Raw genomic sequence first — 22,596 nt, 5'->3', positions numbered from 1 at the left:
GTCTGTGGCATTTTGTTTTTGCCGATCAACTCGGGCCATCTAGCAACTGAATGCCACTCATCGACTATTTCGATGTGATTCCAGGCGATTTGGGTTTTGCCGCGTCCTCTCGGCACAGGCGTACCAGCCACCTGCAGAACATCCGCGCCAGGTCTAGGTTCTGGCTGCGGTCGACTGCATGGGCGTGGTACTGCATGCCGCTTGGCGTGCGTGTGCCTTTGACGATTTCCAGCAGTCCTTGTTTGATCAGATCGCGAACAAGTACCTCCGGGGTCACCAGCAGGCTTCTCCCATGCGCTATCGCAGGCAGTGCGAGATAATGGTGGTCGTATCGAGCCCCCAATTTTATGTCGTCCTGGCGGATATCCATTCCCCTGAGCCAGGTGGGAAGGACATCGGGACGAGAGGTGATGGAAACGATCGGAACGCGCGTCAGGATATCGATCTCCTTGCCGGCCACCTGTCGCGGAGATCCGACACAAACCAGGTCCTCGTTGAGCAGAACCCATCTGTCGGAAGGCTCTGCCAGTGCCAGATCGCGCGTAATCAGCACGTCGAAATTGTCGGCGGATGTCGGCTGGGAAAGTGTGGTGACAACGTCAACCACCGCGCCACCCGCTTCCGTTGAAAAGGCCTGGATGTTCGGGATGAGAAGCGTCGAGGCGAAGGTTGGCAGCGACGTTCTGATCAGAATGCGGTTCAGGTCGGTTTGCCTGCGCTTCATGCGCTGCGCTGTGAAATAAATCGTGTCGAGCGGCTCGCTGACGGCGGTGGCGAAGAGCTTCCCGAACGCGGTGAGTTCAGAATTACGCCCCCGCCGTTCAACGAGTTTCGAGCCAAGGTAGTCTTCCAGGACCGCAAGATGCCTGCTGACCGCGCTTTGCGCGACACCCAGCACGACGGCAGCCCTGGTCACGCTTTTCTCGCGCGCAATCACGGTAAAGGCCCGGACGGAATTGAGCGGCAACGTTTCTTGTCCCTCGGGCAAAACAGGTCTCTTTCAGAAAACGGGGGCCGATCACATTGGATCGCATTTGGTTCGAATTATTCGATGATTGTCACAGGAGCGTAACGGCGGGTCGATAGCCCAAGGGTTATCAACAAGGCCCGGATCGATGGCAGAGACCAAATTCGTAATCGTCAGCTTTGATGGGCTTCGGCCGGATCTGATCGACGAACAACAGACGCCGAATCTCTTTCGGTTCAAGAAAGTCGGCACAACCCTGGCAGCTCAGCGAACCATCTATCCTAGCGAAACCAGGACCGCCTTCCCAAGTCTGGTGACAGGAAGCACAGCGGCCGTTCACGGGATGGTCGGCAATAAATATGTCGACCGCAGCGTCAATCCGCAGCGCTACATAGATACCGCCGACGCGATCCTGCTGGATCGGCTGGATCGGGAAAGCGGAGGCCGGCTGATGAGCGCGCCAACTCTGGGCGAGCTTCTTGGTCGCGCCGGTAAAAGCTTGGCGGTCCTGGCGACCAACACGCCGGGCACGACGCGGCTCTTCCACCACAAGGCCGAGGCCTTCGGCCACATCCGCCTGTCGGGCCACTTCCCCGAAGCCTGCACGCCCAAGAACGTCCTCGACGATGTGGTTGCTCGGTTCGGGCCTTTGCCGCCGGTCCCCTCAGTCGGAGAGCCGGACATTGATACGCAAACCCTGATCACAACGATCTTTCTCAACTATCTGTGGCCTGAGCGGACTCCGGACGTCACAGTTCTTTCTTATGGCGAACCCGATACCTGTTCGCATCACAACGGTACGGGTGCCGCCGCAACCCGCCGGGTGATCAAACATTGCGACGCCGAATTCGGTCGGATTCTGGACTGGTGGGAAGCCGAGGGACGCGCCGCAGGCGTACAGATCATCGCGCTGTCGGACCATGGCCACGTTACGGCGCATACACGCGTCTCCGTCGCGGACTGTCTTTCTGAAGCCGGCTTCAATCCAGGAACCGCGCCAGCGCCGGACGTCGACGTCGTTGTCGTCCCCGGGCAGGTCGGCGCACTCTACCTTGCCGATCGGGGCAGCAAACAGCTGACAAGGCTCGTTGGCGCGTTGACCGAGTTCTCGTGGGTAGGACCAGTGTTCACCGCACCGGGGAACGAAGTCGAAGGGATCGTCCCGGGAACATTCGCCAGCAGCCTTGTCATGGCGAACCACGAGCGGGCCCCCGATATCTATTTTGCGTTTCGCGCAGACGACAGCAGGGACCGTTTCGGCCTCGTCGGCGGGACATTCTATGACAACGCGCGGGCGCCGGGCCTCGGGGTCCATGGCGGACTACACCCGAAGGAACTCGCATCCGTCGGCATTGCCGCGGGAACAAGGTTCTTGGCCGGCGGACACGTTTCCAAAGTGCCATCCGGCATCTGCGACATCGTTCCCACCATCCTGGAGGCTCTCGATATGAAACCGCCTGCGACCATGACAGGGCGTGTGCTTTCAGAGGTGTTTGCCACGCGAGGGGCTTTTGCACCCTTGCCGGTAAGCGTCACGCAGGTTTCCGAAATACGATCTGGCAATCGTCTGCAGCGCATTCAGCGGACGCAGGTAGGGGCGACGGTCTACATCGATGGGGGATGGGCTGAAGCAACCGGCGCCAGCGCGACCAGAGCGATGGAGGTTGCGTGATGTCCGGCGTGTTTTTCTCTGACATCTCGAAGTCGTATGGGACCACCCAGGTCCTGCGCAAGCTGAGCCTTGCTGTCGAGGATGGCGAGTTTCTCACCTTGCTGGGGCCGTCGGGCTGCGGCAAATCTACTCTCTTGCGCATATTGGCCGGCCTCGAGCGTCAGGATCGGGGCAGTGTGTCGATCGGCGGGCGTGTCGTCGACGGCCTTCGCGCAAAGCAGCGCGACATCGCAATGGTGTTCCAGTCTTATGCGCTCTATCCGCATATGACGGTCGCTGAAAACATCGGCCTGCCACTCACGATGCGGCGGCTGTCGTTTTTGCAGCGTCTGCCATTGCTCGGTCGCGCCCTTCCCGGGACGGCCCGGGCCAAAGTGGCAATCGAGGAAGAGGTCCGGCAGACAGCCGGTGCCGTGGGCATTGGTCATCTCTTGGCTCGCAAGCCCGGCCAACTCTCAGGCGGCCAACGCCAGCGTGTGGCGGTGGGCCGCGCCATGGTGCGCCATCCCGCAGTGTTCCTGATGGATGAGCCCTTGTCCAATCTCGACGCCAAATTGCGTGTCCAGATGCGCGCGGAAATCAAGGAATTGCATCGGCGGCTGGGCGTCACCTTCATCTACGTTACCCATGATCAATCCGAGGCGATGACGCTTTCGGACCGGGTCGCCGTGATGCTCGACGGTGAATTGCTGCAGGTGGCTTCGCCCCAGCAGATCTATGCCAATCCGACCGATCGCCGGGTCGCCGAATTCGTGGGTAGTCCGAAGATCAGCATGCTCGACGGGGTGGTTCGCCAGCACGGTCATATCGAGGCGGGAGGGGCCACGTTCGCGTCCAATGTCGATCTTGAGATCGGTGCGCCGGTGACGCTGGGAATTCGGCCGGAAGCATTCCATCTTTGCGACCGCAGCGAGCCGGGGGCGATCGCCGGCACCATCCGGTTGATCGAACATATGGGCTCCGATCTGTTTGTGCACCTCGATGCTTCGGGCACTGGAGAACCACTCGTGGCACGCCTTCTGGCCGAGCGCGCACCGCATCTTGCCCATGGCCAACTCGTCAACGTCAACGTGCGCACTGACCGGTTTCTGGTTTTCGGCAAGGATGGCGAGCGGGTGCTGCCTGCCGCCAATGTCACGCCACTCAGGGAAATCGCCTGATGACGGCGAGCATCGACGTGTTCCCAGGGACGCGACCGGCGCCAAAACCGCATTCGGCAGTAGGCGAGGCTTTGTCCGCCTATTGCCTGGCAGGGCCGGCTGCGTTTCTGCTGCTGTGCCTGTTCGTCCTTCCGATTGTGGCCGTGATGGTCATTGCGGTGACCGACTGGCAATTCGGCGCGCGCACCATGTCCTTCGTGGGGACCCGCAACTTCGCTGAAATTTTCGCCGACAGGGCCTTTCGAGCGTCACTTCTCAACACAATCCTCTACGTATTGATGGTGGTGCCGGGATCCGTTCTTCTGGGGCTGTTCATCGCGCTTTTGATCGAAAGCGGAAAATCGCTTCGTGCCTTTTACCGCGCAATCCATTTCCTTCCGTTTATGGCAACGCTGGCCGCCATGGCGATCGCCTGGGAAGCGCTGCTGCATCCCACGATCGGCCTCGTCAATCAGACGCTTTCGGCACTCGGTCTCCCGACCGCCAACTGGCTGCGCGACGAGAAGACCGTTCTGCCGGTTCTCGCCATGATCGCCATCTGGCAGAACCTTGGCTTTGCCATGGTGCTTTTCCTTGCCGGGCTGAAATCCATTCCGCGCGATCTCTATGACGCTGCCGACATTGACGGCGCCGACAATTGGCTCGACCGGCTGCGCACCGTAACGCTGCCCATGCTCGGGCCGGTGACGATGTTCGTCGTCATCGTTGTCGCGCTGCGCGCCTTCGAGGCATTCGACACGGTCCAGATCCTGACCAAGGGCGGGCCGGGCAACGCTTCCGAGGTTCTGCTCTACACGCTCTACCGGGAAAGCTTCGAATATTTGCGCACTGGCTATGGGGCCGCGGTCACCATCGTCTTCCTGATCATCGTGATCATGCTTACGCTCATCCAAGCCCGTGTCATGGACAGGCGGGTGCACTACTCATGAAAATGGATTGGCCCGGCGCGATTGTCCGCCACGTTGTTTTGCTGATGACGGCTGCCATCATGTCGGTACCCTTCGTCTGGATGGTCTCCTTGTCCGTGAAGTCGCCGGGCGAGATTTTCCGCGGCTCTTTCTCGCTGCTGCCGCAGCATTGGTATCTGGTCGAGAATTATGGGCGGGCGTTGACGGCGTCTCCGCTGCCCAAGTTCATGCTGAATGGTCTCGGCGTATGCCTGGCCATCCTGTTGCTGCAAATTCTGGTATGCGCGCCAGCCGCCTACGCACTTGCCAAGCTCAAATTCAAGGGGCGCGATCTGTTGTTCGGGTTGGTGCTTGTTGGCCTTTTGATTCCGCACCAGGTGCTGGCGCTGCCGCAATTCATCATGGGATACCAACTCGGCATCTTGAACACCTACGCCGCACTGATTTTCCCATTCATCGTGTCGCCGTTCGGCATCTTCCTGATGCGGCAGTTCTTCAAGACCATACCGGACGATGTGGTCCACGCGGCACGGCTCGATGGACTTTCGGAGTTCGCCATTGTCTGGCGCGTTATGGTGCCGATGGCCCTGCCGGCAATCATCGCCTTTTCCATCTTCTCCGTCGTCAGCCATTGGAACGATCTGTTCTGGCCGCTCATCGCAGTCCGTTCCGAAGAAATGATGCCGCCGCCGCTGGGCATAATGACGTTCAAGAATGAAGAGGCGGGCAGCGACTATGGCCCGCTCATGGCGGCGTCGACATTGGTTGTCGCCCCTCTCATCGTCGCCTTTCTCGCCGCGCAACGCTGGTTTGTCGAGGGGCTGACCGGCGGAGCCATCAAATGAAGCAGAAATCACAAATCCAGGGAGCAATGCAATGCCGGCCACTTTGAGAGTGGATGTTGAAAGGCCATATGAAATCTCGACCGGACCGGAACTGATTGGAGGCGATGTGCAAGGCATGTCTGCCGATGACATTTTGGACCCGAGCAATAGCTGGATTGCCGAAGCCCTCAGGCGCGCCTTGAACCAGTATCTCGTCCTGCGCTTCCGTAGCATGCAGATGAACGACAACCAGCTTGTCGCATTTGCCCAGCTCTTCGGCCCCCTGCAGAACGACCGCCACAACCATGAAGAACCCAAGTCGACCCAGTCGGGACCGGCGGAGCTGAAAGTCCTTTCCAATGCCGTGGGCCCGGATGGTCTTCCGATCGGTGACAAGGGCGCCGTCGCCCAGATCTGGCATACGGATGGATCTTTCAAAGCGGCGCCGATGAATTACTCCATCCTCTATTGCAAGAAGGCGCCGGCGAACCCGCCCAGAACGGGTTTCATGAGTGCATACCATGTGTACGAGTCACTCGCTGCGGAGTTGCGCCGGGAGATTGCGCCCTTGCGTGCGATCCACAGCCTCCACAACCGTTCCCAGGGGCTCTGGGACTTCTGGGAAGGACCGTCGGTGAGCGTGGAAAGGCGCGCGGAGGGAACATCGCATCCGCTGGTGCGATTGCACTCCCAAACGCGCCGCCCACTGCTTTATCTGCCGCGGCGCCGCGATGCCCTGATTGAGGGCAAATCAATGGAGGAAAGCCGGAACCTGATGGAGCGGCTGTGGGCCGAAGTGTTCCGCAGTGGCGAACAATTCAGCATCGCTCTGGAAGCCGGAGATCTTGTCATTTTCGACAATCGGGCGGTACTTCACAATCGGGAAGGCTGGGACGGCGGCCAGGAGCGGGTCGTTGTTCATATCGCTGCTGGCGAAGAAAAGCCGATCGCTGCCTATGAACATTCAAAGCTGTCGGCCGGCTGATGTGGGGCTGCCGATCAGACTGATCACAAATGGGGTTGAGCACGCCTGGATCAGGAGCGTCATCGCGCGGCCCAAGAACATATTCGATCATCTTGGAGAGTTAAATGAGGATTCCGTCTATCTCTAGGTGCGCATTGGCTCTGTTCATTGCCACCCTGGGCGCGAGCCCGGCGTTTTCTGAAACCACGCTCAGGGTTCTTTACTCCAATGCCTATGTGAACAAGGACTCGATGGAGAAGCTCGTCCAGCTTTTCGAAGAGCAGAACAAAGGCACCGTGGTAAAGCTTGATGTCGTCAAGAATTACACCGAAATGACGCAGTTGATGTTGCGTTCATCTCTGACAGGAGATGTGCCGGATGTCGGGTTCCAGGGGCTAAGTTTCGTGAGGTTGTTCGCCGAGCGTGGCCTGGCTGTGCCGCTTCAGGGTTTTCTCGCGCAAGAAAACGATTGGGGGAACCGTGGATACTCGCAATCCGTGATGAGCATGGCCAAAAAAGGCGAAGACACAATCGGCATTCCATACCAGCTGTCTGTGCCGATCGTCTATTTCAACATCGACCTCGTCAGGAAGGCCGGAGGCGATCCGGACAAGTTGCCGACAACGTGGCAGGGAATTTCCGACCTGGCAAAAAAGATCGATGCGCCAAGCGGAGGCATTTTCTTCGACTACACCCCGACAGCCAACTGGACATTCATCGCGCTGGTGCAGTCCCAGGGCGGCCGGATGGTGACGCCGGACGAGAAGCAGGTGGCTTTCAATGGTCCCGAGGGCCTGGGGGCCTTCAAAATCCTGAAGGAGATTGGCCGTTCCGGAATGAAGGACATGACGCGCGATCAGGCCAAGCAGGCATTCGCCGGCGGCTCGCTCGGCATTTTCGTCACATCCAGCTCGGACATCACCCTCTACACCAAGCAAGCCGCCGGTCATTTCGAAATGCGGGTCGCGCCTTTTCCGTCGACGCAGCCGAATGGTATCCTGCCGGCTGGTGGCAGTGCCATCATGATCCATGCGAAAGACCCTGAAAAGCAGAAGGTCGCGTGGGACTTCATCAAGTTCTTCACCGGACCAGACGCGCAGACGCAGATGGCGAAATCAACGTCGTATATCCCGGTCAACACCCTGGCGATCAAGGATCCCGGTCTCCTTGGCAACTACTACAAGAGCGAACCCAACCTGATGGTGGCCGTCGGCCAGTTGCCGATCATGACGAGTTGGTTCTCGTTTCCCGGCGAAAATTCCCTAAAAGTCACTCCCGTGATCGAAGATGCGATGCGCAAGGTCCTGTTTCAGGAAACCGAGCCGAAGGACGCCCTCGATCAGATAACAAGTGCCGTCCAGGGGCTGATGTGAGCCTGCTGTCGCCGCCCGGTAAGCTTGTCACTCCAGCTTGAAGGTCGCTTGCAATGACGATCAATCAAAGAGATTTTTCGGTGGCAGAACCCATCAGTCTCATTCGTACAACTCCGCCGACGCCGGGCTGGATTGGTGACGAGATCAAAAATGCGCTCCAGGAGATCTCCCAGGCGCATGACCTGTCCACCCTCCTTAGATACCACCGGTTCGCGGGTACCGAACGAGACCGGGAGGTGGGGGCGTCCTGGATGTCGGATCGCCTGGGCGGGGGGATGGAGATCGGTCGTATCATTGCGACCAACGGCACACAGAATGCCCTGATGCTGACGCTCGCAGCCGTTGTTGGAAGTGGTGGTTTGGTCCTCGTCGAGGCATTCAGCTACTATGGCTTTCGTCGGCTCGCCGGTTTTCTGAACGTCGAAGTCGACTGCATTGCGATGGATCAGGACGGCGCGCTGCCGGACGCGTTTGAACACGCTTGCCGGACGCGATCGCCAAAGGCGCTCTTCCTGACGCCAACCATCCACAATCCAACAACGCTGGTGATGTCGCTCGAACGGCGCAGAGGGATCATCGATGTTGCGAGAAAGTATGGCGTCGCAATCATCGAGGACGACGTCTATGGCGCACTGCCGCACGACGCACCTGAGCCTTTCGCGGCACTGGCACCCGATATCAGCTGGTTTGCGACTGGCCTGGCCAAATGCGTCTCCCCCGGGCTGAAGGCCGGCTATCTCGTTGCGCCCTCCACAGCTCACGCTGCATCCGTCTTCGAGCGTTTTCAGGTCACCTCGACCTGGCATATGTCGCCGCTTTCATCGGCGTTGGCTGATAAGTGGATAAGCGGGGGGACCGCAAAGCGTATTCTCGACGCCGTGCGCGCCGAAGCATCGGCCCGGCAGGAGATTGCGCGTGAGATCCTGGCAGGCAGCCGATACGCGGCCCACCCGAACGGCCTGCATCTTTGGCTGACGCTGCCTGTGCAACACGACCAGGATTCTTTCATCGATGCAGCTGCCAAGGCCGGCGTCATCCTTCGACCCGGTTCCATGTTTGCCTTTCATCAGGACAGGCCCGTCGACGCGATCCGCATTGTCCTGGGGAGCCCGGAAACACGAGAGGAACTCAGACGGGCACTGAGCGCCATCCGTGAAACGGCCGACGCCTGAACAGCACCGAATGTTCAAGCACCATTCACGCAGAAAACGCCCGCCGTGTCGAACGACATCACGACACGCCCACCGATTTCATGGCTGTAGAATATAGACCGCAACAGAGACTCCACCGCGGGTCGTCCCAGTCGGCGCATCCCGATCAGCGTGGGCGACAAGGTGCTCACATACCCTATGAATTCATTTTCCGAAAACTCCTGCTCATTGCACCAATATGCTGTGTGGCCGCCCGAAAATAACCGGCAGGAACGTACCTCCCGGGAGATATCAATGCGCTCATACTGGCCGTATTCGTTGGTTCTGTGGCCGCGAACGAAGGCCGGGGCGAATTTCTCGAGGAGACAGAATATCTCGTCTCCAGCGGAGCCGGGTGGACTCGCCAGTTGGTAGTCAACAATTGCAAGAAGTCCCTGTGGGCAGAGAACCCTTGCGCATTCGTTCAGGAATTTCTGGCGCGAGAACCGATGGTAGGCGCAGGCGGCTGTGACCAGGGCCAGCGAGCTTTCGGCAAATGGAAGATGCGTGGATGAGCCGTCCACGAACGTTACGTTTCTGCCGGATGCGGGGAAAACCGCAACCGCGTTTGCTCTCATGTCTGAGCTGGGCTCGACTCCCACCACCTGACGCTGTGGAACCAGAAACTGTGCAAGCGCGAACGTGAAAAGACCGGTTCCTGCGCCGACGTCAACCGCGGGAAGGCTGTGGTCGAGGGACGACGAGAGGTCCGATACATGTGCGATGAGGGCGTGCGGATAGCGTGGCCGGTATCTGTAGTGGCCGGCAACCTGTCGAAATATGCCGCTGGATTGCGACTGTCGGGTTGCACCGGCGCTCTGCAGTACGTTCATGGCACATCTCCTTCCAACGTTGTCGACCTGTTGGACCGGGTTTCGTCAGGAAAACCGGATTGCGGAAAATATACTTAGTGAAATTATCAGAATTCCCATTATGTAGCTTGGAGTAACGGCGTTGTTAAAGAATATTACTCCTGCAAGCGTCGCCAATATAACCCTTCCCAGGTCGATTATCGCAATTCTTGGCAGTCCGGATCTTGGGAATACCCGGAAAAGCAGCGCCTGAGAGATCGTCGTGAGCAGCCCGATGGCGCAGACGAGGATTACCTCATCCAGGTTCAGCGGACGCCATGAGATTGCGGCCAGCGGCAATGCGAACGCACATGTCAACGCGCTCGTTATCAAGGTCGCCATGACGGGAGCCTGGAAGGCGCCAATGAGCCTGGTCTGGCTTGCAATCACCGAAGCCGTCAGGGCGGACAACAACGCGGCGGCGGCGCCCGGCACTGGCGCCGCGTTGAGGGACGGGCTGACGGCAAGAATTACGCCTGCGACACCGGTGGTAATGCAAATCCACTCGACGCGGGATGGTGCGGCAGATCCGAGCCGGCCCGCTAAGGCTCCAAGCAATATCGTCTTTGTGTAGAGGAGGGCCTGCGCCAAACCCACGTCTATGGAGTGTATCGCATACGTCCAGGCGAGCGCTGAAATGTAGATTAAAAGGGATCTCGGCGCGTGCCGCTTAACATCGGCGATTTCCATGTGTGGGCACAATATAAATGAAAATGGCAACAGCAACAGAAAGCTTGAGCCGTATCGCAGGAATGTAAGCTGATAGATTGATATTTCTGCACTGGAGATGCGCAGGAGCGTGGCGATAAGCACGAAGCATGCCATCTCCATGACAATGTAAATCGGTGTGCTCGTTTGCATCGTCTTTGACCATTTACGATCTGACCGTCTCTGCCAATCTGGTGAGTGCCGTGAACAGTTCATCCTGTGTGTCGGGACTGCCGATCACGATCCGAATGCTGTTGTGGGACTTCCGGGGATCGACGAAGAACATATGGCCTGGGCGCAGGATCACGCCGACATCGGCAAGCTGCTGCAGAAGACGATCCTGGTTTGTTGTGGCGGCAAGTTCCATCCAGAGGAAGACGGACTCAGGGTGGGTGGCAAGGGGGAAGCCCGACAGGCACCCACGGGCGATCGCTTGCCGGACAACGATTTCGGCGCGGACGGCGTCGCGAATGCCAACAAGCGTACCGTCCATCACCCAGCGCGACATGATTGCTGCCGATAGCGGGTTTGCGTGCCAGGTTGAGATCGTGTCGAAGGCCGCCGCGGCCTTGCTTGCGTCGGCGCTGGATGGCGCTACAAGGTAACCCAGTCGAAGTCCAGGCCCCATGCATTTGGCCGGGCCGGTAGCGAACCAGCAGATGTCTGGGGCAAGTGAAGCAATTGGCTCTGGCGCAATCGACGGCAAGCTTCCGTAGACATCATCTTCTATGATCGGAACGCCGTACTTGCGTGCGACGTCGGCAAGTTCAAGGCGTCGAGTTCGCGACATGACAATCGACGTCGGATTGTGCAGGGTTGGCTGCAGGAAGAGGGCACCGGGCTGGCGGTCGCGACAGGCCTTTTCAAAGGCATCGGGAAGCGCCCCATCAGCGTCCATGGCGATGCCGCTGACCGTGATGCCAAGCAATGCCGCCAGACGTCGTAGCCCGTAATAGCTGATATCCTCGGTCAGCAGGTGGCGCCCAATGCCGACGACCGATCGAAGCGCCAGAAAAAGCGCGCTTTGGGTGCCGTTGGTCATGATGATGCGATCAGTGTCGACAGCTGGGCCAAGGCGCTCACTCAACCAGCGGCGGGCAATATCCCGATCTTCCTCGCTGCCACGGAAGGTATGATATCGCATGAGACTTTCGATCTTTGCGCTTCGACTTATCTCCCCGAACGCTCTGGTCAACGCTTCGCCGACCCATGGGGGCGTGGGTGGCGTGCTGCGGATAAGGCTAATGGGGTCGATTGCCGTTTGCGGTTCATGCTTAATCGATGTTTGCATGTGCGTGGTCCTTTGGGGTTCAAGCGCTTGCAGCCTGCCAGGCTGAGGGCAGCTGTTCGCGTTCGCTCAACAGATGCGGGGAATGTGTTGGCGCTCTTCCGATGCTCCGGGGCCCGCCCAGCGCCACGGCAATCTCAGATGCCGCAAGCTTCCCGATCAATGGGGCAAGCGTGACACCCCCATGCATGGCAGCCACGGAGATCGCGGCGCATTCCTCTCGTGGCCCTACGATTGGATGATCGCTGGCGGGCATGGGCCGCGGGCAGGTCGTCCAGTGTCTCGGAACTTGGAGGAAACCGTCGAGCCAGCGCGCGCCGGCCGCCAACAGGTCCAGGCGTTCCTCTTCAAGGCGTTTGAAGTGTTCAAGTTCACCCGGTAGCGCTGACACTCCAGCCATATATCCGCCCCTACCAGGCCGGATATGGAATCCGTCCGCATAGACGACGTGCCTGATCACAGTTGTGTCTTGCGTGGTGAGCACGAGGAGCGGGCCAGGCAGAGTCTTGACCGGCAGTTCCCGTAGACCGGCCAGCTTGAGCAGTGAGTTGGTGTCATTGCCTGCCGCAAGCACGACCCGATCGAAGGTTTCGAAGTCCGATTGCCAACTCAACCTCACCCATCGGTCTGACGCCTGGATCCCCGCTACGCGTGCGCTGCGAAATTGCGCGCCGAAACGTTCAACGGCGGTCTTCACAAGCAGCCTGCACAAGGCGCCTGCATCGACCCAGCCTTCTTCTGCGACGGAGAATCGTTCGCTGGCGAAGCGGGCATGGATCCGGGGCTCGAGATCGATCATCTCCTTGGCGGTCACGGAACGGACTTCACCCCCGGCCGATGCGAAGGAAGCAGCGTCCCTGGCGAGTTTGGCTGCGGGATCGCCCGCCGATGCCATACGCAATGTGCCGCATAAGTGCAGGAGGTGTTCCGACCCAATCTCGCTTGCCAGCGCGCGATGGTAACGGATGGCCTGCAAGCGAAAGGCGAGGTCCTCGCCGGATCGGCCAAAAGCGTTGAGACAGGCAAAAGACGATCCGGAAACGGCGCTTCCCGGAGGAAGGGGATCGAAGATCGAAACCTTCGCTCCTTGCTTCGCCAGATGGTAGGCGATGGAGGCGCCTACAATTCCTGCTCCGACAACAGCAATTTTCATCGGCCTTCTCCAAGAAAAGAAGCTCACCTTCTCACGCGCTGGCTGTCAGTCCGCCATCCACGTAGAGGATCTGTCCGGTCACGAACCGCGCTTGCCGCGAGGCCAGAAAATGCACGGCCCCGGCGACATCTTCCGGTGTTGCCAGGCGACCGATGGGTATGTCCGCCACCGCCCGGCGAAATGTTTCGGGATCTTCCAGGGCCTTGTCGTTCTTGTGCGTGCGGACGGCACCGGGCGCGACGCCGTTTACGGTGATGCCGTGCTGCGCAAGTTCGGTCGCCTGCTGTTTCAACAGGGTAGCCAGCCCCCCTTTGGCTGCGCAGAAGGCGCTGTATCCCCGGCCCCGGAAGCCGAGCGCCGAGCGCACCGAAAGCAGGTGGATGTGACTGCCGCCCCGGCGACTGGCCACCTGCCGGGCGGCGACCGCCTGCGACAGAAACATCGCTGGCCGAAGCGTCCTGGAATAGACCTCGTCGAAGGTGTCTTCCGTTACCTCGAGCAGCTTCTGCTCCTTGTTGAAACCCAGGCAGTTGACGAGAATGTCGACCGATCCATGCAACTGAGCCACAAGCGCCACCTGCTTGCGAATGTCTGCAGTGTCGCAGGCATCGAGACCGATGCCCTCGGCGGCCCAGCCCTTTTTGCGGAGCCTGCCTGCAAGCATATCGGCGCGCTCGCCGTCACGTCCGGCCACGATGCTGGTCGCGCCGGCAACCGCCAGAGCTTGCGCGATGCTGGTTCCAATCGCGCCATAGCCGCCGACCACGAGCGCGACCTTGCCCTTCAGATCGAATGCGGTTTCGGCCCGCAACTCGGGTTGGTGAACCGTCATGATCCTTCCTCCTTTGGTGCTGCCGGATTGGCGTCCGCCCGTCGTGCGCGCCAGGTCGCGTCGCCATACTGTCCCTTGAACACCGGCCCGAGATGTTCTTTGGCGGTGCCGCCCAACTTGAGCCTTCCTACGAAAGACCCGCCCTCGGTCAGTTCGCCCTCAAAGCCATAGAATAGCCAGATCGGAACCTGCTCATGCGCCGCTTCCAGGCTCAGGAAGCGTCCATGAACTTCGCCGCTGACGACGCCGGTCCGGTTCTCCGTGTGATGCGTGCCAACCACTGAACGGCCAACCTGCCGAAGCCGCAGGCTGTGTCTGGCCGTTCCACGAAGAAACCCGATGTCGACATGCCAGACACCCGACACGTCCACTTCTGGGATGACCTCCGGCTTTGGAGGGGCGATACTGGCGGGATCGGCAAAAGCGGCAGCCAGAGCGGCGCCGACGATTTCGGCTTCGCTGTCGGACAGGTTGATTGGGTCCAGGATCGTGGAGGTCCTCGTCGACCAGAAGTCGTGGATGAGGATGCGCGGTCGCTGTCTCAGCAGCGCAAGCCGCAATTCCTCGCTGTCAAAGCCGATGTGGTCGAAATCCCATGAAACCTTGAGCCGGGTTGCGGTCACCGAGCCTGGCCAGGTTTTGATCTCGGTCGAAACACCGGGGATGGCGGACAGATGGGAACGGATCCGCTCCAGGCGCGGCACCCACTGGCTTCGCTCTTCCCGGGCAGATCGATGATTGATCCAACGGTCGATGGCGACGACCGCACCAACCATTTCCTCCTTTCCGACCTTCATTGACCGGCCGAAAGCCTGATGCGGTGCACCATTCCACCACATCGCCTGGCAGAGGGCCTTTTTCCCGATGACGATCGCCGTCGATTGCGGCGCGCGCAGATATTTGCCGCCGGCATAAACGACCAGGTCAGCTCCGGTATCGATCCAACGATCAGGCTTGCCGGGAGAAAGACCGGCCGCATCGACGAGGATCGGCACATCATGTGCCTTTGCAAGCGGCAAGATGGACTGGAGAGGGAGTGTGGTCGACCCATCAAGGCGACCAACCAGGCAGATCATTGCAGCCTCGCCGATTGCCCTGTCCAGCTCTTCATAGGTCGCAACGCCGACGATCTCGCCGCCGGCGATGCGCATGGCCTGCTCATACGCGAAACGCTGATCGGCGGGGATCAGGACCTTGTTGCGCAGTCCGGACGTGTCGGGCAGCTGCAGCATGAGCTCGGGATTGTTTCCGGCTATGCAGGCGGCCGTTGCAAGCGCCAGGCTTGCGGCAGTCCCTGCCGTCACCACACCCCATTCGGCGCCGGTCAACTCGGCCAGCCGCTGGCCCGCGCCCTCGGCCAGCTCATCCATGTCCACGAATGCACCGGCTGCCGCGTTCATGGCCGCGACAACTTCATCCGAGGGGTTGCTGGCACCGTAGATAGTGCGCACCCCCGCGCATTGGACGACAGGCTCCACGCCCAGTGCCCGGAAGACAGCGCCTTGAGACGAAGCGTCGACCGATGCCTGCTTGAGTGTCGAATACGAATTCATCCCAGTGTCCTCGAAGCAAGCAGCAACGATGAGGCGACGCAAAAGGCGGTCACGACGGCGTACATCGCACCTTGTGTTTTGGGGACGCTCAAAGGCGCGATGTGGAGCAAAGCCAGCACGACAAGTGCAGCGGCAAACAGTGATGAAAAGATTTGCTCGGCAATCACCGGGCGAAGCAGGAAGAGAACCGCTGTCAGAGGAACCGCATAGGTCGTCGGTACGCCGATGAAGCGCCCGCCGGGAGAACCGAACACGTTGAAGTAGCTCAGCCGCAGAGCGCTAGCCAAAACCAGGGTCGCTGCAGCAAGAATCGAGAGGAGCGATCCTTGTCCCACGACGATCAAGGTGACAGCTGGAAAGATCCCTGCGCTCACCAGGTCTGCCAGGGAATCAAGGTTTTTTCCAACCTCTCCCGTCTCGGGTGCCCGCCCCAAAGTACGCTTGGCAACCACGCCGTCCAGATGATCGGCCAGCAAGGCCCAGAGCGTGACTGCGACACCCGCTTCCGGATGGCCGGCAAGTGTGAAGCTGATGCCGACAACGGACAAGGCGAGACCTGCCCCGGTGATGGCGTTTGCAGGATCGGCAAGTTGACGAAGCATGTGCGTTACTCCTCAGCCCCGGCTGGGGGTCAAACAGCCTGTGACAAGAGCGCGACTTCAGGTGGCGCGGCGAAGAGGTTTTCCGCCATGCGCAGATCGGCCTGGTTGTCGATCTCGTACCATTTGACGGTGTCGCAGCGCGCCGCCGCGATCTTCAGGCCGCGACCGATCAGCTGCGCCAGCACCTGCTCTGTGTAGGTCGTGCCGGCGCCGGTGCCGATGAGATCGTCGAGGGCAGGCACGATGACCGTCGACAGGGTTGCGCGCGAGAACCGGAACAGATTGAGGGTCTTGAACAGGCGAGGGGCGCCTGCCTCGCTCAGATTTGCCGCGGTCTGCTTCATGCGGACTTCCGCAATTGTCCCGGCGGGGCCAAGAACGACGGCTGAGCCTTCCATTTCTTCGGTGAAGGGTGCGACCGCGGCCACGTCACCGGCGCCGGAGGCCATCAGCGAGACCAAAGCCTGCCGCTCAAAGAAGACATCTCCTTCAAGCAGGAAAATGTCACCGCTCAGCAGGGTATGACGCGCCAGCCAGAGCGAATAGGCGCTGCCGGTGCGGTCGTAGACGGTGGACTCGACATAATCGATGTCGACGCCCGCAAACCTGTCGCCGCAGGCGTATTCGATCGCATCCTTCCGGTAGCCGACGACGATGGTGGCTGATCTGACCCCCATCGCGCCTAGATGGCGCAGGGCGTTATGGATGATAGAGACGCCAAGGACCTCGACCAGGGGTTTCGGCCGGAAGTCGGTCAAGGGTCGCAGCCGCGAACCCATACCTGCAGCGAGGATAACAGCGCTTTGGGGTACTTCAGTCCTGAACATGACAGCTTTCCTTAAGCTACGTTGCGAGTTGCTCTGGTCCACGAGTCGAAGGCTCCGACGAGCCTCTCCAGCCCGAGCGCCAGCTTGTCGTGGTCAATTCCGTAAGAGAGACGCAGCCCCATCGGGTCTCCGAAGGCACTGCCAGACACCCCTGCCACTCCGGCCTGGGCGAGGAGAGCATTGACGGCATCGTCCGCGGTTCGTGGGGCGGTTGAAATTACGCCACCGTCAGCGAGCTCCCGGAGATCGAGATAGAAGTAGAACCCGCCCTGTGCCTTGGGCGGCGGGGCAATCGTCTGGCGCGACAGGATGTCCAGTCCGAGCAGCCGGGCCTGGGTCAATTGCCGGGAGAGATGTCTTTCATAGCTGCCGTCGCCGCGTCGCAGGTGTTCCAGGACGGCGTGCTGGGCGATCACATTCGGATTCGATGTCGTATGGGACTGGAGTGCCTTGACGGCGTCGATCACGCTTTTTGGAGCGGCCAGGTAGCCAATTCGCCAGCCCGTCAAAGCAAGCGTCTTGGAAAACGCATTGATGATGATGGTGCGCAAGCGCACCTCCGGCACGAGCGAGACAATTGGATGATGGGCGTGGGGCGCATGCGCGAATGCGCCGTAGCATTCATCAAAAATGATCCAGAGATCGTGGCGGACCGCCAGATCGGCGATCTGCTTCAAAGTGCTCTGATCGTAAACGACGCCCGTTGGATTGCTGGGCGTGTTGACCACGATCGCGCGGGTCTTCGGCGTGATGGCGCCTTCGATATCCTCGGCCCTTGGAATATAGCCGTTGTTGCGCGTGTCGACATGCACCGGCCGGCCGCCGGCAATCAGGACCTGTGCCGGGAAGGTCGTCCAATATGGGCTTGGGATGATGACTTCGTCGTCCGGGTCCAGCAGGACCATCGCTGTATTGAACAGCGCCTGTTTCGCGCCACTGGTAACGGCAATCTCTTCGGCATGCCAGACCTGCCCGGTTTCGCGGGCGACCTTTGCGGCGAGCGCTTCACGCAGTTCGCGAAGCCCGACGGTGTCGGTGTAGCGGTTCTCTCCGCGTTCAATGGCAGCGAGCGCACCCTCGCGGACGCTCGGCGCCAGATCGGACCATATTTCTCCGGCGGTGAGGTCGATGACCTCCTTGCCGGCATCGGATGCCGCCTTGGCGGCTGCGCGGGCGGCAGCCGTTCCCGACGACGCAAAAAGCCTCGTACGCTGTGCCAACATTGTCGGCCCTCATGATGTTGTTGTGACAGGTGGTGGGCGGGACTGGTTCGCTCTACTCGGCCGCAACCGCGACCGAAGGTAGGTAGCGCGTCTCGGCTTCCGCCAGTTCGCGGTAGTTGAGCAGGTCGAACACATCGTCCAGCGTGGCGACCTCGTTTTCGATGCCGGCGATCGTTCCTTCGCGAAGGATGCGTTCGCAGACCTGGCGCATGGCCGATACGGCCGCGCGCATGTTGTGGTTGGCCCAGATCACCGTCGAGATCTTGGCCGCACGGTACTCGTCAACGGGCGTGCGGTAGTATTTGGTCGGGACGATCACCAGGGGCAGTCGATTGCTCCATTCCCTGGCGAAGGCCAGAATCTCGCTGGCATCCGACTTGCGGGAATGGATGAGGATCGCGTCGGCGCCAGCGTCCGCATAGGCATGCGCACGCGTCAGTGCCTCCTGCTGGTCGTAACCCGCGATCAGCGCCTCGACACGCGCGATCAGCACGAAGTCCTCGGAACCGAGGGTATCCTTCACGGCGCGCAGCCGTCCGCAGAATTCGCTGATCTCCGCCAGCGGGTGGCGGTCACCGACGAAGGAGTTCATCTTGGGGAAGCCTTTGTCCTCGAGGCAGACACCGGCTGCTCCATGCTGGAAGAGCTTCTTGGCGGCAAGACGGGCATTGTTGAAATTGCCGAAGCCGCTGTCTCCATCGACCAGGATAGGTATTGATGCTGCATCGGCCATCCGCTCGACGACTTCGACGAGCTGCGTCCAGGATGCTTCATTGGCATCGCGATAACCGAGGCTTGAAGCAATCGACAGGCCGGACGCCCATAGACCTTTGAAGCCTGCGCGTTCCGCGATGGTTGCCGAAAGCGCGTCATGCGCTTCCATGATGAAACCGAGTGTGTTGGCCTGGATTATTCCGCGCAGGCTTGGCCTGGCTGCTGCCGAAACGACTGTGGTTGAAAGGCCGGATTCTCCAACGTGCGACATCGCTGCTCGCTCCCAGATGAGGTGCATTGCCGTTCGTACTGACAGCTCGAGCATGAGGCGTTTCTGCCGGCCTTGTCACGGGCCGACCGACTGGGGAAGCGCCGCAATTTGCTTGAGCGTCACCGAACTGTCATACGTTAGTCACACCATATTATGGTTGTCAATTGGAAAAATACCCGGATTGTGGATGCAATTTTTAGCCGGCTATGGACAAACTGGCACAGACTTGTCAAGCTGGACCGTATCGGGCATTTGGGAGACCACCGGGTTCTGAGATACACGCTGCTGATGCCAAAGACAGTCAAAGAGACGGAGATGGTGAGCGGGACGCAACTCTTGGACCGCGCGGTCGCGGTTCTGAATTTCGTCGGTCAGGCGGCAGGGTCGGGCGGCGCCAGCATTGCCGACATCAGTGACGGGCTGGGCCTCAAGCAACCGACCGCGCATCGGATTGCCGTGGCCTTGGAGCGTCATCGCCTGATCGATCGCGACAGCCTCACCAAGCGCTACCGGCTCGGACTGGGCCTTTTCGTACTGGGTGTCCACGCTGCCGACGAATCCGGCCTGCGCACGCTGGCACAGCCAGCGTTGACGCGCATCGGCGCGGCCACCGGCGACACCGTCTTCCTGATGGCGCGCTCGGGTGTCAGCGCGATCTGCGTGGATCGCCACCAGGGCAGCTATATGATCGACAGCCTTACCGGCGGAATAGGCGGGCAGATACCGCTTGGCGTCGGTTCGGCCAGCTTGGCGATCCTGGCCTCATTGCCGCCGCCTGAGGCTGACGCCATTATCGAGGCGAACTCGCCGCTCTATCCGCAGCATCATGGTCTGACAGCAGGCCGCGTCCGCAGCCTGCTGCCGGCAATACGCCAGGAAGGATACGCCCTCGACAGGGGAGACCTGGTGGCCGGAATCTCGGCGTTCGCCGTCGCGATCAGTCCCGGGCAAAGGCCGAGCGGTGTGGCGATTGCCGTGAATATGACCAGCGCAAGGCTATCCCAGGAACGGTTCGAGCAGTTGCTTCCACTGGTCAGACGGGAAGTGCAACTGCTCGAAGAGCAGGTCAATCCGCTGGAGATCATGTTCCGGCAACGCCCGGCCAGGTGAACACACGAAGCCCGGCGATGTCGCAATTCGTGACCTTTCGCGCACGTTTACAAGTAAGCCGGCAAGGTTTAGAGTTCACTCATATTGCGGATATCGGTAGGCTGGATTCCCCTTTCGTATGGAGTGTTGGGGCAGATGGTTTGCGATCGGCGTGCAACTGGAACCTGCCTGGGTATCGCGCTCTGCGTACTGATGGCCGTGCTGCTTTCGAAAGCCGCCCTTGCATCGGAACGATACCAGTTGAGCGAGCCCGGAACGCTGAGTGTAGCCATTACTGGCGACATGCCGGGTCTTGTCGCGCTCGATGGCAAGCTGTCGGGTTACGACGGTGAAATCCTCCAGATGGCGGCGACGCGGCTTGGCCTCAAGATAAGGCCGGTTCCGATGGAATGGTCCGGCGCGATCGCCGCAACCCAGTCCGGACAGGTAGACATCATCGGCGGCAACGTCGCCTGGACGCGGCAGCGGGCCGACGTGCTGATCATGACCGATCCCACTGCCTACTTCCAGAACGGCATCACCCAGAAGATTGGGCAGAACTGGAACAGCCTGGCGGATCTTGAGAACAAGAAGGTCGGCTCGATGATCGGCTTTGGCTTCCTGGTCGAACTGCGCCGGCTGCCCGGCCTGCAGCTTATGCTCTACGACACGCCGGATGCAGCAATGCGTGACCTTGTCATCGGCAGGATTGACGCGATGATCGGTGATCCACCGGCCATTGACTACGCGATTTCGCGCAATCCGGGCTGGAAGCTGCACACGGTCCCCTTCATCGACAACAATCCCGACTTCCCCTTGTTGACGAGCACCGGCAGGCAATATGTCTTTGGTCTCTCCAGGAACAATCAGGCGCTCGCCGATGACTTGAGCCGCGAGATCCGGCTGCTATGGTCGGATTGTAAAGTCAGGCTGATCGGCAGGCACTATGGCCTGTTGAGCAACACGAACTTCGTACCCTCGGCGGACAATTTCCGCGCCGGCGTCGACAGGCCGGCCGACTGGGCCGCACCGCGTTGTCGGCAATAGCGGGAGGGTGTGGGCGGTGATCGACCTCGGCATTGTCCTGTTGATCCTGCTGGATGGTGCAAGGATCACCGTCACCATCGCCTTGGGCGCGCTTGTCCTGGCGATTGCACTCGGCTTTTCTCTGGCTGCCGCCAGTTTCCTGCTTCGATCCCGTCTCGTCGACACGCTCATCGCGATCTATGCCGGTATCCTGCGCACCATGCCCAGCCTGATCTGGCTGCTTCTGGTGTATTTCGGCCTGGCGCACATCGGGATCCGGCTCCCGCCGGCGCCGGCGGCCACGGTGGGGCTGGGCATCATCGGGTCGGCGATGCTCGTGGAGGTTTTTGCCACCGCGTTCCGGTCTGTGGCGGTAAAACAGAGCGAGCCGGCGCTTGCGCTGGGTCTTTCCCGCCTCCTGGCCTTCCGGCTGGTGATCGTCCCCAATTCCTGGCGAATAAGCCTGCCACCACTCGGCAACTATGCGCTCGCCCTCGTCAAGGACACCACGCTGGCCGCGGCAATCGCTGCCCCGGAGCTCATGTTCCAGGCGCGCGCGTTGGTGAACCGCACTTTCGAGACGGGACTGATCTACGGGCTGGCGGCGTGCATCTATCTCGGTGTCGCTTTCACACTGTTTTGCCTGACGAATCGCTTTGAACAGGTGGCGAGCCAATGATGGACGGCATTGCCTTGTATTTTCTGGACTGGGGCCCGCGCCTTTTCGAGGCTGCGTCGCTCACGCTGCTGTTGACCGCGGCAGGCTTCTCCGGCGCGTTCTTGCTCGGCCTTGGCCTGGAAACCTTGAGGACATCGCGCAACGGAAGGCTGCACGATCTCGTTAATGCGTATGTCTGGATCTTGCGCGCCATACCGCTGCTAATCGTTCTATACGTGCTCTACTTCGTCCTGCCCGGCTTCGGCTTGACGCTGTCACCTTTCCTGGCGGGCACGCTTGGCCTTGTCCTTGTGCACGGCGCCTATCTGGCCGAGGTGCTGCGCGCCGGCATGCAGGCCGTGGAGCAGGGGCAATTGGAAGCCGCGCGCGCCCTCGGTCTTTCACGTCTCCTCAGCCTGCGGCTGGTCGCCATTCCTCAGGCTGTGCGCCATATGTCCGGACCACTGCTTGTTGCCTCGATCTCCGTGCTCAAGGACAGTTCGGTCTGCGCCCTTATTGGTGTCAACGAGCTGACATTGACTTCGCGGGCGATCATGTCCGAAAGCTTCATGCCGCTGCATGTCTTCCTGCTCGCCGGCCTTTTCTACCTTGCGCTCGGCTGGCCGGTGTCGCTGCTGGCACGCGCGGTCGAGCGGCGGGCGACCAGCCGGCGCAGGCCGCAACCACAACGCTTGCGGGCGCCCGGACAACTCGCACGCCTGGCGCAATCGGTGAGGTGAGGG

22 protein-coding genes are annotated in these 22,596 nt (G+C 60.4%); 11 read left to right on the top strand and 11 right to left on the bottom strand.

Features of this window, described 5'->3' with window-relative positions; all coding sequences use genetic code 11:
- Nucleotides 1–64: 64 nt before the first annotated feature.
- Nucleotides 65–988: a LysR family transcriptional regulator gene (locus ACFWYE_RS19135; RefSeq protein WP_379113524.1), complete on the bottom strand. Its 924-nt coding sequence runs from the start codon at nucleotides 986–988 to the stop codon at nucleotides 65–67.
- Nucleotides 989–1,115: 127 nt separating this feature from the next.
- On the opposite strand from ACFWYE_RS19135, the gene ACFWYE_RS19130 reads away from it, so the two are divergent.
- From ACFWYE_RS19130 to ACFWYE_RS19100, 7 genes are all read left to right on the top strand, one after another.
- On the top strand, nucleotides 1,116–2,639 hold the full coding sequence (locus ACFWYE_RS19130) for an alkaline phosphatase family protein (RefSeq protein WP_379113522.1): 1,524 nt from the start codon (nucleotides 1,116–1,118) through the stop codon (nucleotides 2,637–2,639).
- Complete coding sequence (locus ACFWYE_RS19125; protein ID WP_379113520.1) at nucleotides 2,639–3,799, top strand: ABC transporter ATP-binding protein; 1,161 nt, start codon at nucleotides 2,639–2,641, stop codon at nucleotides 3,797–3,799. Before ACFWYE_RS19130 ends, ACFWYE_RS19125 begins: the two co-directional genes overlap by 1 nt.
- Nucleotides 3,799–4,728 carry a carbohydrate ABC transporter permease gene (locus ACFWYE_RS19120; RefSeq protein WP_379113518.1) on the top strand — a complete coding sequence of 310 codons (930 nt, stop codon included), beginning with the start codon at nucleotides 3,799–3,801 and terminating at the stop codon, nucleotides 4,726–4,728. Before ACFWYE_RS19125 ends, ACFWYE_RS19120 begins: the two co-directional genes overlap by 1 nt.
- A complete protein-coding gene (locus ACFWYE_RS19115) occupies nucleotides 4,725–5,552 on the top strand; it encodes a carbohydrate ABC transporter permease (protein WP_379113517.1) in 828 nt (275 codons plus the stop codon). Before ACFWYE_RS19120 ends, ACFWYE_RS19115 begins: the two co-directional genes overlap by 4 nt.
- A 31-nt stretch (nucleotides 5,553–5,583) precedes the next feature.
- Nucleotides 5,584–6,516: a TauD/TfdA dioxygenase family protein gene (locus ACFWYE_RS19110; RefSeq protein ID WP_379113515.1), complete on the top strand. Its 933-nt coding sequence runs from the start codon at nucleotides 5,584–5,586 to the stop codon at nucleotides 6,514–6,516.
- Between the two features lie 134 nt (nucleotides 6,517–6,650).
- The gene (locus ACFWYE_RS19105) at nucleotides 6,651–7,868 is read left to right on the top strand and encodes an ABC transporter substrate-binding protein (protein ID WP_379113513.1); all 1,218 of its coding nucleotides are present in this window, start codon (nucleotides 6,651–6,653) and stop codon (nucleotides 7,866–7,868) included.
- Nucleotides 7,869–7,921: 53 nt separating this feature from the next.
- Entirely contained in the window at nucleotides 7,922–9,040 is a 1,119-nt protein-coding gene (locus ACFWYE_RS19100) for a PLP-dependent aminotransferase family protein (protein ID WP_379113511.1), read from the top strand.
- 14 nt (nucleotides 9,041–9,054) lie between these two features.
- Here ACFWYE_RS19100 and ACFWYE_RS19095 read toward each other — a convergent pair whose 3' ends face one another.
- From ACFWYE_RS19095 to aepX, 10 genes are all read right to left on the bottom strand, one after another.
- The gene (locus tag ACFWYE_RS19095) at nucleotides 9,055–9,891 is read right to left on the bottom strand and encodes a class I SAM-dependent methyltransferase (RefSeq protein ID WP_379113509.1); all 837 of its coding nucleotides are present in this window, start codon (nucleotides 9,889–9,891) and stop codon (nucleotides 9,055–9,057) included.
- Between the two features lie 45 nt (nucleotides 9,892–9,936).
- The gene (locus ACFWYE_RS19090; protein ID WP_379113508.1) at nucleotides 9,937–10,722 is read right to left on the bottom strand and encodes a hypothetical protein; all 786 of its coding nucleotides are present in this window, start codon (nucleotides 10,720–10,722) and stop codon (nucleotides 9,937–9,939) included.
- Between the two features lie 61 nt (nucleotides 10,723–10,783).
- Complete coding sequence (locus ACFWYE_RS19085; protein WP_379113506.1) at nucleotides 10,784–11,908, bottom strand: PLP-dependent aminotransferase family protein; 1,125 nt, start codon at nucleotides 11,906–11,908, stop codon at nucleotides 10,784–10,786.
- 19 nt (nucleotides 11,909–11,927) lie between these two features.
- Nucleotides 11,928–13,058: an NAD(P)/FAD-dependent oxidoreductase gene (locus tag ACFWYE_RS19080; protein WP_379113504.1), complete on the bottom strand. Its 1,131-nt coding sequence runs from the start codon at nucleotides 13,056–13,058 to the stop codon at nucleotides 11,928–11,930.
- Nucleotides 13,059–13,089: 31 nt separating this feature from the next.
- A complete protein-coding gene (locus ACFWYE_RS19075; RefSeq protein WP_379113503.1) occupies nucleotides 13,090–13,890 on the bottom strand; it encodes an SDR family NAD(P)-dependent oxidoreductase in 801 nt (266 codons plus the stop codon).
- The gene (locus tag ACFWYE_RS19070) at nucleotides 13,887–15,443 is read right to left on the bottom strand and encodes a hypothetical protein (protein WP_379113501.1); all 1,557 of its coding nucleotides are present in this window, start codon (nucleotides 15,441–15,443) and stop codon (nucleotides 13,887–13,889) included. Before ACFWYE_RS19070 ends, ACFWYE_RS19075 begins: the two co-directional genes overlap by 4 nt.
- A complete protein-coding gene (locus tag ACFWYE_RS19065) occupies nucleotides 15,440–16,045 on the bottom strand; it encodes a CDP-alcohol phosphatidyltransferase family protein (protein ID WP_379113499.1) in 606 nt (201 codons plus the stop codon). The genes ACFWYE_RS19070 and ACFWYE_RS19065 overlap by 4 nt, the downstream gene beginning before the upstream one ends.
- 29 nt (nucleotides 16,046–16,074) lie before the next feature.
- Nucleotides 16,075–16,872: a phosphocholine cytidylyltransferase family protein gene (locus ACFWYE_RS19060; RefSeq protein WP_379113497.1), complete on the bottom strand. Its 798-nt coding sequence runs from the start codon at nucleotides 16,870–16,872 to the stop codon at nucleotides 16,075–16,077.
- Between the two features lie 11 nt (nucleotides 16,873–16,883).
- A complete protein-coding gene (locus ACFWYE_RS19055; RefSeq protein ID WP_379113495.1) occupies nucleotides 16,884–18,095 on the bottom strand; it encodes an aminotransferase class I/II-fold pyridoxal phosphate-dependent enzyme in 1,212 nt (403 codons plus the stop codon).
- A gap of 52 nt (nucleotides 18,096–18,147) precedes the next feature.
- The gene (gene aepX / locus ACFWYE_RS19050; protein ID WP_379113493.1) at nucleotides 18,148–19,080 is read right to left on the bottom strand and encodes a phosphoenolpyruvate mutase; all 933 of its coding nucleotides are present in this window, start codon (nucleotides 19,078–19,080) and stop codon (nucleotides 18,148–18,150) included.
- A gap of 288 nt (nucleotides 19,081–19,368) precedes the next feature.
- On the opposite strand from aepX, the gene ACFWYE_RS19045 reads away from it, so the two are divergent.
- The 4 genes from ACFWYE_RS19045 (at nucleotide 19,369) to ACFWYE_RS19030 (ending at nucleotide 22,593) form a co-directional block, all read left to right on the top strand.
- Complete coding sequence (locus ACFWYE_RS19045) at nucleotides 19,369–20,190, top strand: IclR family transcriptional regulator (protein WP_379113491.1); 822 nt, start codon at nucleotides 19,369–19,371, stop codon at nucleotides 20,188–20,190.
- Nucleotides 20,191–20,325: 135 nt separating this feature from the next.
- Nucleotides 20,326–21,216, top strand: a complete 891-nt coding sequence (locus ACFWYE_RS19040; RefSeq protein ID WP_379113489.1) for a substrate-binding periplasmic protein — start codon at nucleotides 20,326–20,328, stop codon at nucleotides 21,214–21,216.
- Nucleotides 21,217–21,232: 16 nt separating this feature from the next.
- Complete coding sequence (locus ACFWYE_RS19035; RefSeq protein ID WP_379113487.1) at nucleotides 21,233–21,874, top strand: amino acid ABC transporter permease; 642 nt, start codon at nucleotides 21,233–21,235, stop codon at nucleotides 21,872–21,874.
- Nucleotides 21,871–22,593, top strand: coding sequence for an amino acid ABC transporter permease (locus ACFWYE_RS19030; protein WP_379113485.1), 723 nt, complete (start codon nucleotides 21,871–21,873; stop codon nucleotides 22,591–22,593). Before ACFWYE_RS19035 ends, ACFWYE_RS19030 begins: the two co-directional genes overlap by 4 nt.
- The last annotated feature ends 3 nt before the right edge of the window (nucleotides 22,594–22,596 follow it).

The organism is Mesorhizobium sp. NPDC059025 (assembly GCF_042739655.1).
Classification (GTDB): Bacteria; Pseudomonadota; Alphaproteobacteria; order Rhizobiales; family Rhizobiaceae; genus Mesorhizobium.
This window is presented reverse-complemented; position numbering and strand designations above follow the sequence as displayed.